Genomic DNA, 15,243 nt, shown 5'->3' with positions numbered 1-15,243 from the left:
TGTTATTTCCCCTTCTTGATCTTGTCCAGTGGAAGTGTCAGCAGGAAGGACGTTTGTTGTCCTTTGATGCTGCTGATCTGAAGCTGGCAGTCAGAACCGTAGCACAAGTGAAGCCGCTGGTTAATATTGTAAAGTCCGATGCTTCTGGTTCTGGTTTCATCTTTGGTACTGAGCCTTATTTTAAGATTTTCAAGTTTCTCCGGTGTCATTCCCTTGCCGTTGTCGGAGATTTGGATGTGCAGACAAGCGTCCTGTTCAAAAATTTCAAGCAAAACAATGCCGCCGTTTTCCATTCCCTCAAGTCCGTGGGAAATGGCGTTTTCTATAATTGGCTGGATCATCAGAGGAAGGATCTGATACTCTGAAAGGTCCAGGTTTTCTGCAATTTTTTCCTCGAAGTTGATTCGGTCACCGAACCGTAACTTCTGAATTGAAATGTAGGTGTGGATATAATTGATCTCTTTTTCCAGTGGGATTGAAACCGTGCCTGTATTTTCCAGTACATAGCGAAGGGATTTGCCGAGGAGCTTGATAGCTGTGGCAACTTCTCTGTCTCCTGATGTGAATGCTTTCATTCGGATAGTTTCCAGTGTGTTGTACAGGAAATGCGGGTTGATCTGGCTTGCCAGCATTTTGAATTCCATCTGCTGCTGGCGGTTCATGATCTCCTGCTCGGTGATCCGTGCCTGATAGATTTCAGCTTCTTTTTCTTTAATCTCGGTGATCATGGTACGGAGATCCTGGAAGGTTTCGGAGATTTCGTCATTTCCTGTAAAGGAATCCATGATGTCATAGTTTCCGTGGCTGGCCTGATACATGGCTTTGCGTAGCATAAGGATCCTGCCGCTGAAATATCTGGAGAAGAACAGGAACAGGATACATGGGATGAGGATGACAAGACAAGTGACACAAAGGTAATCACGCAGCAGTCGGTTCATCTCTGAAAGTGCGCCTGGATTATAAGATACGATATACATGGTATCCCTGGAATTCAGCGGGATCAGGGTGCTTACAGCAGTCATGGTTTTCCTGTTGTTAAACATCAGAATGCCGGATTCACTGTAGTATGGCTTGTCGTGATTTACACTGATCGGCAGAACTTTTCCTATAAATGATTTCGGACCATAGAAAACAGCATCCTGGTTAATGGACAGAACTGTTTTCTGTGAGGTATTGTCAATCCGGTTGCGCAGGTAGTTGTCGCTGACAGCGATATTTATCACTGCGAAGCCGCCGGTTTTCGGAAGCACAACTCTGCGGAAAAGATTCAGTTCCCAGTAAACATTTTCATATTTGTCTGTCCGGTTCATGGTTTTCCAGAATACAGATGGGTCATGGGAGGCTTTCTGATACCAGTCAGAGGATTCAAGCTCATCTGTGACAGCACAGAAGTTGGCGTAATCGTTGATGGTGGGATTGGAAGTATATATTTTTACAGAGGAAATAGATGTGTCTCTGTAAAGAATATTGTAAATCCCACGGTAAGCATCTACGGTCTGCTTTTCCTGAGATTCAGAGTTGAAGTGGGTGTACAGGATATCCAGAAGCTCATCATCTGATGCCAGATTTTCTGCTACATTGTAGAGATTTGTGGTGACATCAAACATTACGGATTTCACTCGCTGGCTTTCCGCCTCCGCCTGTTCCTGATAATGCCTGCCAAGTGTTTTGTTGGATTCTTTTAACATAAACAGGGCAAAAAGTACAGGGATGATCAGTACGATCAGAAATATGGTGATCAGCTGTTTCTGTACTTTTGGCCTGCTGAAGATGGATTCAGGAATAATACGGTGATTCACGGTCATGCCTCTTTTCTATGTTAGTGATATTATGTACTGTTTCCAGATGAGAAATCATTTTTGGTCAGTAGTTGATATAGCTTCAGTATACCGAAAAAAGCTGAGTTTTGCAATGTGTGAGAGGCTTATGAATTTCTCTAAAAATGAGCGTATTTTAGGTGGAATAATGATGGTATTAAATTAAAAAAAATTTTATTATAATCATCCTAGTTCATCTTGAGATTAAATCTTGAAATCTGGTTTCAGAATCAAATCTTGAGAATTAATTTGGGAAGCCGGCTTTCTGATTGTATTGAGAGAATTGTGGAGAAAACTACAGGGACGATTCCCGAAAAAATGAATGTAGAAATGACAGATAAAACTATATGAAATATAAAAAAGGGCAAAGGAGTAAAAGAATATGAAATTTGGAAATGGCTGCTGGCTGCAGAAAGAAGGAATCGAATGCTTCGCACCACAGGAAGCATATTTTGTAAATCATGATGAGGATGCAGTAGTAATCTGTGCACCGACTCATCATATCGGACACAGAGGAGATACACTTGGCGGGATTAACTTGACTGTACGTATCACAACACCTGCACCGGAAGTGATCCGTGTACAGACAAGCCACTACCTTGGCGTACAGAAAAAAGGACCTGAGTTTGAATTAAACATGAGTGATTCTTTTAAAGGCGAAGTGGAAGAAACAGAGGATGAAGTGATCGTAAAGAGCGGAAGCCTTGCTCTTCATATTAATAAGAAAAACTGGAGCATGGAATATACAAGAGACGGAAAACTTCTGACAAAGAGCTCCGGACGTGACCTTGCATACATGCGTACCCAGTGGACAGGTTTTGCCTACGACATGGATCCGGAAGGAAAAGCATACATGAGACAACAGCTTGATTTGTCTGTAAATGAACATGTATACGGACTTGGAGAGCGTTTTGGCGCATTTGTAAAGAACGGCCAGTCTGTAGATATTTGGAATGAAGATGGCGGTACAAGTACAGACCAGTCATACAAGAACATTCCTTTTTATCTGACTGACAAGGGATATGGTGTATTTGTAAATCATCCGGAGAAAGTTTCATTTGAAATAGCAACTGAACAGGTTGCCAAGGTTGAGTTCTCTGTACCTGGTGAGGCTCTGGATTACTTTGTGATCAACGGACCGACAATGAAAGAAGTTCTTACGAGATATACAGATTTGACAGGCAAGCCGTCACTTCCGGCACCGTGGACTTATGGACTGTGGCTGTCTACTTCTTTCACAACAAACTATGATGAGAAGACAGTTATGAGTTTCATCGACGGTATGCAGGAACGAGGAATCGGTCTGAGAGTATTCCACTTTGACTGCTTCTGGATGAGAGAATTCCACTGGTCTGATTTTCTCTGGGACAGCCGTGTATTCCCTGATCCTGAAGGAATGCTGAAACGTATTAAAGAAAAAGGCCTGAACATCTGCGTATGGATTAACCCGTATATCGGACAGGAATCTGCACTTTTTGCAGAGGGTGTAGAGAAAGGATATTTCATCAAACGTCCGAACGGAGATGTATGGCAGTGGGATATGTGGCAGCCGGGAATGGCACTTGTTGACTTTACAAACAAGGATGCACGTCAGTGGTTCCAGGACAAGCTGGAAGTTCTTCTGGACATGGGCGTTGACTGCTTCAAGACAGACTTCGGTGAGAGAATTCCGGTAAACTGTGTTTATGCAGACGGTTCTGATCCTGAGAAAATGCATAACTACTATACCTATTTATATAATGAATGTGTGTATGAGCTTCTGGAGAAAAAACGTGGTAAAGGACAGGCAGTTCTTTTTGCCCGTTCTGCAACAGTCGGTGGTCAGAAATTTCCGGTACACTGGGGCGGAGATTGCTGGTCTGACTATGTTTCCATGGAAGAGAGCCTGCGTGGCGGACTTTCCCTTACCATGTCTGGTTTCGGATACTGGAGCCATGATATCGGTGGATTTGAAAATACTTCAACAGCAGACGTTTACAAACGCTGGGCAGCATTTGGCCTGATGTCTTCCCATTCCAGACTTCATGGAAGCACTTCTTATCGTGTGCCGTGGGCTTATGATGAAGAGGCAGTTGAAGTTGTTCGTTTCTTCACAGAAGTGAAAGTGAAACTGATGCCTTATTTATACAGAAATGCAATTGAAACATCTAAGACTGGTGTGCCGGTAATGAGAAGTATGGTTATGGAATACACACAGGATCTGAACTGTGCTTATCTGGACAAGCAGTATATGTTTGGTGATTCCTTACTTGTTGCGCCGATCTTTAATGATGAGAGCAAAGCGGTTTATTATCTGCCGGAAGGAACATGGACACATTTCCTGACTGGTGAGGTAAAAGAAGGCGGCAGATGGTATACAGAAGAATGCGGATATTTAAGCATTCCGGTATTTGTCAGAGAAAACAGTCTAATCGCTGTTGGTGCAAGAGGTGATAAGCCGGATTATGATTATGCACAGGATGTGACTGTCAAGGCTTATGCGCTGGTTGAAGGTAAAGAGACACAGACAATTGTTTATGGTATGGATCAGGATGAAGAGACAGTTGTTTCTGTACTGAAAAAAGATGGAAAAATTACTGTGAAAGTAAATGCTGAGAAACCTTGCAGAGTTGTGCTGGTGAATATGGTTGCCAGTGGTGCAGGTGCTGAAGTTCAGGGATATGATACAGTGATTTCCTTTGAAAAGAGCGGTGAGGTTTGCTGCGAACTGTAAGAAAGCATGAGGTTTTGAGATAAATGTTAAAGAAAGATCAGGCAGTAGAAGAAAAAATTGAGAAACTGGTCTCTGAGCTCACTCTGGAAGAGAAAATCGGAATGATCCATGGAAATGGGTTGTTCCGTACAGAGGGAGTAAAGCGGCTTGGAATTCCTCCGGTCACTATGTCAGATGGTCCGATGGGCGTCCGCAATGAGTTTGAAAATGCGCATTGGGTAACAATCGGCAACAGCGATGATTATGTATCTTATCTGCCAAGCAACAGTGCACTGGCAGCTACATGGAACAGAGAACTGGCATATGAATCCGGAAAAGTTCTTGGTGAGGAAGCCAGAGGACGTAACAAAGATATGATCCTGGCTCCGGGAATCAACATTAAGAGAAGTCCTCTTTGTGGAAGAAACTTTGAATATATGAGTGAAGATCCGTACCTGGCAGGTGAGATGGCAGTTCCTGTTATTAAGGGAATCCAGACAGCAGATACAGCGGCCTGTGTGAAGCATTTTGCATTAAATAGTCAGGAAACAGAACGTCTCTGGGTAGAGGTTGAAGTCAGTGACAGAGCACTTCGTGAGATTTATCTTCCTGCATTTAAGAAAGCAGTGGAAGAGGGAGAATCTTATTCTCTGATGGGTGCGTATAACCGTTATAAAGGAGAACATTGCTGCGAGAGTAAAGCACTTTTAAATGGCGTACTTCGTCAGGAATGGGGCTATGATGGAATGGTAGTTTCTGACTGGGGTGCGGTTCATAAGACAAAAGAAGCAGCAGAGAGCGGACTGGATATCGAGATGTCCGTAACAGATAATTTTGATGAATACTGCATGGCAAATCCGCTTCTGGAAGCAGTAAAGAAGGGTGAGGTTTCTGAAGATTGTATTGATGAAAAAGTAAGAAATATTCTACGTATGCTGTTCAGACTTCATAAGATGGGTGATGAAGAACGCCAGGCAGGATGTTACAATACACCGGAGCACAGACAGGCAATTCTGGATACGGCAAGAGAATCTGTAGTGCTGCTGAAAAATAAGGCGAAAAAACTTCCGTTAGATCAGAAGAATACAAAGAAGGTTCTGGTAATCGGCGATAACGCAGACAGAATCCATTCCAATGGCGGTGGAAGTGCGGAGATTAAAGCTCTGTATGAAATTTCTCCGCTTATGGGAATTAAGAAATTGCTGGGAGGCAATGCAGAGGTTGTATATACAGAAGGCTATCTGGCAAATGATTTTGATCAGGAAGATTCAGGAACAAACTGGCAGGCAGACAGTCTGGAAAACGGCGGTGGAAGTACCGGTGAGGTGCAGGCTGTAAATAAAGTGCTTCTGGAGAAGCAGAAACAGTTTCGTGAAGAGGCTCTGAAACTGGCAGAAGATACAAGTTTTGACACTGTTATTTTTGTAGGTGGTCAGAATCATCTTCAGGATCTGGAAGGTCATGACAGACCGGATATGAAACTTCCTTATGCACAGGATGAACTGATTACAGAACTGCTGAAAGTAAGACAGGATACGATAGTTGTGATCGCATCTGGTTCACCTGTAGAAATGCCATGGGAAGAGCAGGCAGATACACTTGTATGGCACTGGTATGCAGGTATGGAAAGCGGCACTGCACTGGCAGAGGTTCTGTTTGGCAGAGTAAATCCGTCCGGTAAACTGCCGGAGAGTTTTCCTTACAGCCATAAAGATTGCTCCGCACATTCTATTGGAGAATTTCCAGGTGGCGAGACGGTAAAATATACAGAGGGAATCTTTGTAGGATATCGTTATTATGATACAAAGAGTGTACCGGTAAGATTTCCGTTTGGTTATGGATTATCTTATACAGAGTTTGCATATCAGAATCTGAAAGCAGAAGGAAATTATCCGAACATAAAGGTTTCTGTAGATGTGACAAATACAGGTAAAGTGGCAGGAAAAGAGACTGTTGAAATTTATGTGGGTAAAAAAGATTCCGCTGTAGAGCGTGCGGCAAAAGAGCTTCGTGGATTTGCCAAAGTGGACCTGAATCCGGGAGAGACAAAGACGGTTACAGTTGAACTGGAACCGGAAACTTTCCAGTATTATAATGAAGAAAAGGCATCATTTGTAACAGAATCGGGTACATATCAGATTTATGCAGGTAAATCAGTAGAAGATATCTGTTGTGAATGTGAAATTGAATTGAAATAATATCGTTGCTGAAAGCGGAAAGGATAGCATGTAAATATCCAATAAAATAAGATAATAAAAATATAAAGGCGGCATTGTGCCGCCTTTATTATTTGTGTTATACTGAAATATAAAGCCAATATTAGTGTACCGGAAATAACACAACAGAAATGGAGATTATATGATAGAGTTAGGAAAAAAACAGAAATTAACAGTAGTAAAGTCCGTAGATTTTGGTGTATATCTTGGTGAGGATATGCATGCGGATGCGAAGAATCGAGTGCTTCTTCCGTCCAAACAGGTTCCAGAAGGAACAAAAGAGGGCGACAGCATTGAAGCATTTATTTATAAGGATTCTCAGGATCGCCTTATCGCAACAACAAAAGAACCAAAGCTTCAGGTGGGTCAGACAGCAGTTCTGAAAGTTTCTCAGGTGACAAGGATCGGAGCATTCCTTGACTGGGGACTGGAGAAAGATCTTCTGCTTCCATATCATGAGCAGACTCTGAAAGTAAGAGAAGGTGAGGATGTACTGGTAGCTCTTTATATTGATAAGAGCAGCCGCCTCTGCGCAACTATGAAAGTTTACCATTACCTTTCCACAAGAACTCCTTATGTAGTAGGAGATATGGTAAAAGGCCGTGTCTATGAGATCAGTGACAGATTCGGCGTATTTGTAGCAGTTGATGATAAATACTCCGCATTGATCCCTGCAAGAGAAGCCAAGGGGAAATACCGTCCGGGCAAGATTCTGGAACTGCGCGTCAGCGAAGTAAAAGAAGACGGAAAAATGAACGTTACAGACCGCCAGAAAGCATATCTGCAGATTAATGAAGATGCGGAGAATGTCCTTGAAGTGATCAATGAATTTGCGGGTGTTCTTCCGTTTGATGACAAAGCTTCACCGGAAGTTATACAGAGAGAATTTGGCTTGAGCAAAGGTGCGTTCAAACGTGCCATCGGTCATTTAATGAAAGAAGGCAAGGTGGAGATTAAAGATAAGAGAATCTATGCAAAATAGTACCAGATTCTAAATCATTTAGGATTTTGAAGACAAAGCGCAAATGTCGGAACAGTAAATATAATAGTTAGAGTAATAGAACAGGAGAGATACAAAGTTGGAGTTTACACATCTTCACGTCCATACAGAATACAGTCTGCTGGATGGTTCCAATAAAATAAAAGAATATGTAGCCCGTGTCAAAGAACTTGGCATGGACAGTGCGGCGATCACAGACCACGGAGTTATGTACGGTGTGATCGATTTTTACCGTGCAGCAAGGGCCGAGGGAATCAATCCGATCCTGGGATGTGAGGTTTATGTAGCTCCCGGCTCCCGATTTGACCGTGAAGCAGGAAGCGGCGAGGACAGATATTACCATCTGGTCCTCCTTGCAGAGAATAATCAGGGATACGCCAATCTGATGAAAATCGTATCCAAAGGTTTTACCGAGGGATTCTATTATAAACCGCGAGTAGACCTGGCAGTATTAAAAGAATACCATGAGGGAATTATTGCATTAAGCGCCTGCCTGGCAGGTGAAGTAGCCAGATATCTGCAGAGAGGTATGTATGAGGATGCAAAGGCAGCAGCTCTGCGTTACCAGGATATCTTTGGAAAAAGTAACTTTTTCCTGGAGTTACAGGACCACGGAATTCCTGCACAGCAGGTAGTAAATCAGGAACTTCTTCGTATGCATGAAGAAACAGGGATTGACCTTGTAGCAACTAACGACGTGCATTATACAAAGGCAGAGGATGCAGCACCTCACGACATTCTGCTCTGTCTGCAGACAAACAAGAAACTTGCTGATGAAGACAGAATGCGCTATGAAGGCGGTCAGTATTATGTGAAATCTCCTGAGGAAATGGCACAGCTTTTTCCATATGCACTGGAAGCACTGGAAAATACTCATAAGATTGCTCAAAGATGTCATGTGGAGATTGAATTTGGCGTGACCAAGCTGCCACGATTCGATGTGCCGGATGGTTTTACCTCATGGGAGTATCTGAATAAGTTATGCTTCGAGGGATTAGAGGAGCGTTATCATCCGGTTACAGACGAACTGAAATCCCGCCTGAATTATGAATTATCTACCATCAAAAATATGGGATACGTGGATTATTTCCTTATTGTGTGGGACTTCATTAAATATGCCCGCGACCATGATATTATGGTAGGACCTGGACGAGGTTCTGCCGCGGGAAGTCTTGTTGCCTACACTTTGGGAATCACACAGCTTGATCCGATCCGTTATGATCTGCTCTTTGAGCGATTCCTGAATCCGGAACGAGTTTCCATGCCTGATATTGACGTTGACTTCTGCTTCGAAAGAAGACAGGAAGTAATTGAATATGTGCGTCGCAAGTACGGTGATGACTGCGTCGTTCAGATCGTTACTTTCGGTACTCTGGCTGCCCGCGGTGTAATCCGTGATGTTGGACGTGTATTGGATATGCCTTATGCGCAGGTAGACTCTATTGCGAAGATGATCCCACAGGAGCTGAACATTACCATTGATAAAGCGTTGACCATGAATCCTGAACTGAAGAAAGCATATGAAGAACAGGATGATGTTCACTATCTGATCGATATGGCGAGACGTCTGGAGGGTCTTCCAAGACATACTTCCATGCATGCGGCAGGTGTAGTTATCAGTCAGAAAGATGTATCGGAATATGTACCGTTGTCCAGAGCACAGGACGGTTCCATTGTCACTCAGTTCACCATGACAACACTGGAAGAACTGGGACTTCTGAAAATGGACTTCCTGGGACTTCGTACCCTGACTGTAATCCAGAATGCAGTAAAGCTGATCCAGAAGGACGCAGGTGTTACTCTGGACATGCAGAAAATAGATTATGATGATAAGAAAGTTTTTGATTCCCTCGGTACCGGTCGTTCTGATGGGGTGTTCCAGCTTGAAAGTGCAGGAATGAAGAACTTCATGAAAGAGCTGAAACCACAGAGCCTTGAAGATGTGATCGCGGGAATTTCCCTTTATCGTCCGGGCCCAATGGATTTTATTCCTCAGTATATCCGCGGTAAAAACCGCCCGGATACCATTAAATATGACTGCCCTCAGCTGGAACCGATCCTTAAGCCAACGTATGGCTGTATCGTATATCAGGAGCAGGTTATGCAGATTGTTCGTAACCTGGCAGGTTATACGCTTGGACGAAGCGACCTTGTACGTCGTGCCATGTCCAAGAAGAAAGCCGCAGTCATGGAAAAAGAACGCCAGAACTTCGTATACGGAAACGAAGCAGAAGGAGTTCCGGGATGTATTGCCAATGGAATCGACGAGGCAACTGCCAATAAGATTTACGATGAAATGATTGATTTCGCCAAGTATGCGTTTAATAAATCTCATGCAGCGGCATATGCAGTTGTTTCCTATCAGACTGCATATCTGAAATATTATTATCCGGTAGAATTTATGGCAGCGCTAATGACATCAGTTATTGATTTTCCGACAAAGGTAGCAGAGTATTTCCTGGTATGCCGTCAGATGGGAATCAAAATCCTGCCGCCGGATATCAATTGCGGAATGTATGGTTTCTCTGTAGACAATGGTGCGATCCGATACGGATTGTCTGCAATCAAAAGTGTAGGCCGTCCGGTTATCGAGAGTCTGGTAAGTGAACGTGAACAGAACGGATTGTATCGTTCCCTGAAGGATTTCATGGAGCGAAACACACAGCAGATGAATAAACGTGCAGTAGAGAACTTTATCAAAGCCGGGGCACTGGACTGTCTGGAAGGTAATCGCCGTCAGAAGATGATGGTTTATCAGCAGATTGCAGATAACATCAGCCAGGAACGAAAGAACAGTCTGGTGGGGCAGATGAGCCTTTTTGATCTGGTCAGTGAAGAGGACAAAAAGGAATTTGAGATTCGTATGCCGAATGTAGAGGAGTTTGGCAAGGAAGAACTTTTGGGCTATGAAAAAGAAGTTCTCGGAATTTACCTCAGTGGACATCCTCTTGAGAATTACCGTGCAATGATGGAGAAAACCATCTCCGCAAAGACTTCTGATTTCCAGCAGGATGAAGAAACAAACCTTCCGAAAGTTATGGACGGTCAGAAAGTAATTATTGGCGGAATGATTACGGATAAAACAATCAAATATACAAAAACTAACAAGGTTATGGCATTCCTCACAGTAGAAGACCTGGTAGGAACAGTAGAAGTAGTCGTATTCCCACGTGACTATGAAAAAAGCCAGCAGTTTCTGAATGAAGATGCCAGAGTTTTCATCCAGGGAAGAGTATCTGCAGAAGATGACCGTGCGAGCAAACTGATCCTTGAGAAAATCCGTCCTTTTGACAACATGCCAAGAGAAATCTGGATCCAGTTTGATAACAAAGAAGCCTATGCACAACTGTCCCAGGAATTACTCTCAGATATTCGAAGATCCCCTGGTGACAGTGCTGTTGTGATCTATCTGAAAGATGTAAAGGCCATAAAGAAGCTTCCAGTTGGTTATCATGCACAAATTCAGGACTCATGGATGAATTACATGTACGAAAAATATGGTCAAACCAATGTTAAAGTTGTAGAAAGAGGATTGAAAAACTTATAAAAATGCGCTAAACTATACCCGAATATGTGTATAGTAAAAAGATGAGATAGATTCATAAGATGGAGGAAGAAAAGATGGCAGAAAACAAGATAAAAACCATTGGTGTCCTTACCAGCGGTGGTGATGCACCGGGAATGAACGCTGCAATTCGTGCAGTTGTCAGAAGAGGTTTAAGCGCTGGACTGAATGTAAAAGGTATTCTGAAAGGATACAATGGTCTGTTAAACGAAGAGATTATTGACATGAGCGCGAAAGACGTTTCCGATACAATCGAACGTGGTGGTACAATCCTTTACACAGCACGTTGTGCAGAATTCCGTACAGAAGAAGGACAGAAGCGTGGTGCAGAGATCTGTAGAAAACATGGTATCGATGGACTTGTTGTTATCGGTGGTGACGGATCTTTTGCAGGTGCTCAGAAGCTTGCAAACCTTGGAATCAATACAATTGGTCTTCCGGGAACAATCGATCTTGATATCGCATGTACAGAATATACAATTGGTTTTGATACAGCTGTAAATACAGCAATGGAAGCAATTGATAAAGTACGTGATACTTCTACTTCTCATGAGAGATGCAGTATTATCGAGGTTATGGGCCGTGGTGCAGGATATCTTGCTCTGTGGTGTGGTATTGCCAACGGTGCTGAGGATGTTCTGATCCCTGAGAAATATGATTATGATGAACAGAAGCTGATCAACAACATCATCGAGAGTCGTAAGAAGGGCAAAAAACATCATATCATCATCAATGCAGAAGGTATCGGTCATTCAGAAGCAATGGCAAAACGTATCGAAGCTGCTACTGGTATTGAGACACGTGCTACAATCCTTGGACATATGCAGCGTGGTGGAAGCCCGACATGTAAGGACCGTGTATACGCATCTATGATGGGTGCTCTGGCTGTAGATCTTCTTGTTGCAGGTAAGAGTTGTCGTGTAGTTGGATATCGTCATGGCGAGTTCGTAGACTTCGATATCAACGAAGCGCTTGCTATGCAGAAAGGTATTTCCGATTATCAGTGGGAAGTATGCCAGTCACTTTCTCATAACTATGATAAAAACAACAAATAACAAATGAATAAAAGGATGCAGTTATATAACAGACTGCATAAATTAAATACTGCTCAGATAATTACCCTCGGTTTTGCGGGGGTGATTATCTTAGGGGGATTGCTTCTGTGGCTGCCGTTTTGTACGGCGCCCGGATACCATACTTCTTTTACAGATGCCATGTTTACGGCAACTACAAGTGTCTGCGTAACAGGGCTTGTGACCGTTGTTACGGCAACGCAATGGACATTGATCGGCAAGATCATCATTCTTGTTTTGATCCAGATCGGAGGTGTGGGACTGATTTCTCTGGGCAGTATTATTTTTATAAGTCTGCGTAAAAAAATATCGCTGAGAAATCGCCGCATTATCCAGGAATCCTATAACATGGATAGAATGAGCGGAATGGTGAATTTGGTAAGAAAAGTGTTACTTTGTGTACTGGGTGCCGAGGGAATCGGGGCTGTTTGTTATTCGTTCCGATTTATTCCTCAGTTTGGTCCGGTAAAGGGAATCGGCTATTCTGTTTTTACGGCAGTGTCAGCATTCTGTAATGCCGGAATTGATTTGATTGGTGAGGATAGTCTGGCACCGTATGTTGCGGATCCGGTGGTGAATTTTACAACGATCGGACTGGTTATCATGTCAGGACTTGGATTTGTCGTATGGTGGGATATCTGGGATAAGATTAAACAGGTTGTCAGGGGGAAACTTCCTCTGAACAGGGCATTTAAAACACTTCGCCTTCATAGCAAGATGGTATTGGTTATGACTGTTTCGCTGGTTGTCGGTGGAACGGTGCTGATTTTTTTGTTTGAGCATGGAAATATATACAGTATTGGATCTTATTCCATCGGGACGAAATGGATGGCTTCTTTATTCCAGTCAGTAACAACAAGAACCGCAGGATTTTTTACGGTAGGGCAGGACAGATTTTCCAATGCAACGTATCTGTTATGTCTGGTATTGATGTTGATTGGCGGTTCACCGATGGGAACAGCCGGCGGAATTAAGACCACTACTGTAGCGGTTCTTCTTCTGGGGCTGAAATCAAATCTTCAGGGAAAGAAGGATGTAGAAGTACACCACAGAAGAATCAGAGACAGCTATATCCGTTCTGCTATTGTAGTAACGGGAATGGCATTTGGAGTACTGATTGTCATGAGTATTCTGTTATGTGCGATTATGCCGAAAGCAGCAGTGCAGGATGTTGTTTATGAGATCACTTCAGCAGTTGCGACGGTAGGACTGACCAGAGGCCTGACACCACAGTTGAATGCAATTGGTAAATGGATTGTGATTCTGACCATGTATCTTGGAAGAATCGGTCCGCTGACTCTGGGAACAGCAGTGACGGTACGTGCGCAGAAGATGCCATCAGATTCTCATCTTGCGGCTGAAGATATTATGATTGGATAATTGGATTAGAAGGAGAAATTGGGAAGAAATGAAGAACAAATCTTATGCAGTGATCGGTCTTGGCCAGTTTGGAATGACCGTAGCGCTCACGCTGGCAGAGGCGAACTGTGATGTGCTTGCCATTGATGACAAAGATGACAATGTGCAGGATATTGCAGAGAAAGTTTCATATGCTGTCAAAGCAGATGTACGTGATCCGGGCGTTCTGGAGTCGCTTGGCGTACAGAATGCAGATGTTGCAGTCATTGCGGTAGCTGAAAACATGGAAGCCAGTATCACTGCCACCATGCAGGTGAAAGAACTTGGCGTTCCTTTTGTAATGGCGAAAGCAATGAATTCTCTTCACGGAAGAATCCTTGAGAAGATCGGAGCGGATAAGGTCATCTATCCGGAACACTCTATGGGAGTCCGTGTGGCAAGAAATTTACTCTCCAGTGGCTTTATCGATATGTTCGAACTTTCTTCCGATTTCAGCATGGCGGAATTTAAGATTCCACAGGAATGGATAGGAAAAACACTCCGGGATCTGAAAATCAGGGAGAAATATCATATTAATCTGATTGGGCTGAAACAGGGTGAGCGGATAAATATGAATGTGAAGCCGGATAAAGCACTTCCGGCAGACTGCACGATAGTGGCAGCAGGAGCAAACAGTGACCTGAATAAGGTTTCGGGAAATTGAGGATAATATATGATCACCAGTGTAAATAATGGACAGGTAAAAAATATCATACAGTTAAACCAGAAAACAAAAGCCCGCAGAGAACAAGGGCTTTTTGTTGCAGAAGGAAGAAAAATGTTTGGCGAGGCACCAAGAGAATGGGTTTCTAAAGTGTATGTGTCAGAGACACTTACCGACGATACAGGACTGATGACCCAGGTGGAGAAACTTCCATATGAAATAGTTGCAGATTTTGTTTTCCGTCAGATGAGCGATACACAGACTCCACAGGGAATCCTTACTGTGTTGAAAAAACCTTCCTATACAATAGAGGATATTCTTGGCGGTGAGAACCCGCTGGTCATGATCCTGGAGGATCTGCAGGATCCGGGAAATGCAGGAACGATTCTCCGTACAGGCGAGGGTGCCGGAGTAAGTGGAATCCTTCTGACAAAGACTTGCGTGGATATCACTAACCCGAAAGTTATACGATCTACGATGGGCTCTGTCTACAGAATGCCTTTTCTATATGTAGAAAGTGTGGTATCATTAGCACAGGAACTGAAAGACAGAAATATCCGCACTTTTGCGGCACATCTGCATGGAAAGAACTCTTATGATCAGGAATCCTACACAGGAGGAACTGCGTTCCTGATCGGCAATGAGGGAAAAGGCCTGACAGATGAGGCGGCGGAGAGCGCAGATTGTCTGATCAGGATTCCTATGTGTGGAAAAGTAGAATCCCTGAATGCCGCCATGGCATCTGGAATTCTCATGTATGAGGCTGCACGTCAGAGAAGATGAAAGAATAGCTATTCTGGCAGCGATATTTGTCTGTT

Annotated in this window: 9 protein-coding genes; 8 read left to right on the top strand and 1 reads right to left on the bottom strand. The window is 43.4% G+C overall.

All coding sequences use genetic code 11. The features are described 5' to 3' along the window. Window positions 1–2 precede the first annotated feature (2 nt). Window positions 3–1,799, bottom strand: coding sequence for a sensor histidine kinase (locus ACTNC0_RS07950; protein ID WP_441086953.1), 1,797 nt, complete (start codon window positions 1,797–1,799; stop codon window positions 3–5). A 400-nt stretch (window positions 1,800–2,199) separates the two neighbouring features. Between ACTNC0_RS07950 and yicI the strand changes: the two genes are divergently transcribed. The 8 genes from yicI to ACTNC0_RS07910 all read left to right on the top strand — a co-directional run bounded on the left by yicI (window position 2,200) and on the right by ACTNC0_RS07910 (window position 15,208). Beyond that, the gene (yicI, locus tag ACTNC0_RS07945) at window positions 2,200–4,530 is read left to right on the top strand and encodes an alpha-xylosidase (RefSeq protein ID WP_441086952.1); all 2,331 of its coding nucleotides are present in this window, start codon (window positions 2,200–2,202) and stop codon (window positions 4,528–4,530) included. Between the two features lie 23 nt (window positions 4,531–4,553). Next, entirely contained in the window at window positions 4,554–6,707 is a 2,154-nt protein-coding gene (locus ACTNC0_RS07940) for a beta-glucosidase family protein (protein ID WP_441086950.1), read from the top strand. A 160-nt stretch (window positions 6,708–6,867) separates the two neighbouring features. Further along, the gene (locus tag ACTNC0_RS07935) at window positions 6,868–7,707 is read left to right on the top strand and encodes a CvfB family protein (RefSeq protein WP_441086949.1); all 840 of its coding nucleotides are present in this window, start codon (window positions 6,868–6,870) and stop codon (window positions 7,705–7,707) included. Window positions 7,708–7,804: 97 nt separating this feature from the next. Then, window positions 7,805–11,272 (top strand): DNA polymerase III subunit alpha, encoded by a 3,468-nt coding sequence (locus ACTNC0_RS07930; RefSeq protein ID WP_441086948.1) that lies wholly within the window; start codon window positions 7,805–7,807, stop codon window positions 11,270–11,272. Window positions 11,273–11,346: 74 nt separating this feature from the next. Beyond that, window positions 11,347–12,345, top strand: a complete 999-nt coding sequence (pfkA, locus tag ACTNC0_RS07925) for a 6-phosphofructokinase (RefSeq protein WP_441086947.1) — start codon at window positions 11,347–11,349, stop codon at window positions 12,343–12,345. Between the two features lie 99 nt (window positions 12,346–12,444). Beyond that, complete coding sequence (locus ACTNC0_RS07920; protein WP_441086946.1) at window positions 12,445–13,743, top strand: TrkH family potassium uptake protein; 1,299 nt, start codon at window positions 12,445–12,447, stop codon at window positions 13,741–13,743. Between the two features lie 28 nt (window positions 13,744–13,771). Continuing rightward, on the top strand, window positions 13,772–14,425 hold the full coding sequence (locus tag ACTNC0_RS07915) for a potassium channel family protein (protein ID WP_441086945.1): 654 nt from the start codon (window positions 13,772–13,774) through the stop codon (window positions 14,423–14,425). A 9-nt stretch (window positions 14,426–14,434) separates the two neighbouring features. Continuing rightward, entirely contained in the window at window positions 14,435–15,208 is a 774-nt protein-coding gene (locus ACTNC0_RS07910; protein ID WP_441086944.1) for a TrmH family RNA methyltransferase, read from the top strand. Window positions 15,209–15,243: the final 35 nt, after the last annotated feature.

The sequence above is a fragment of the Blautia sp. HCP3S3_B11 genome, assembly GCF_052064435.1.
Lineage (GTDB): Bacteria > Bacillota > Clostridia > Lachnospirales > Lachnospiraceae > Blautia_A.
Note: the sequence above shows the minus strand (reverse complement) of the source record. Positions and strands in the feature narration are given on the sequence as shown.

Excerpts from the sequence above, each read along its gene's own strand:
- yicI (WP_441086952.1), top strand. The coding sequence starts at position 2,200 with ATGAAATTTGGAAATGGCTGCTGGCTGCAGAAAGAAGGAATCGAATGC.
- ACTNC0_RS07940 (WP_441086950.1), top strand. The coding sequence starts at position 4,554 with ATGTTAAAGAAAGATCAGGCAGTAGAAGAAAAAATTGAGAAACTGGTC.
- ACTNC0_RS07935 (WP_441086949.1), top strand. The coding sequence starts at position 6,868 with ATGATAGAGTTAGGAAAAAAACAGAAATTAACAGTAGTAAAGTCCGTA.
- pfkA (WP_441086947.1), top strand. The coding sequence starts at position 11,347 with ATGGCAGAAAACAAGATAAAAACCATTGGTGTCCTTACCAGCGGTGGT.
- ACTNC0_RS07915 (WP_441086945.1), top strand. The coding sequence starts at position 13,772 with ATGAAGAACAAATCTTATGCAGTGATCGGTCTTGGCCAGTTTGGAATG.
- ACTNC0_RS07910 (WP_441086944.1), top strand. The coding sequence starts at position 14,435 with ATGATCACCAGTGTAAATAATGGACAGGTAAAAAATATCATACAGTTA.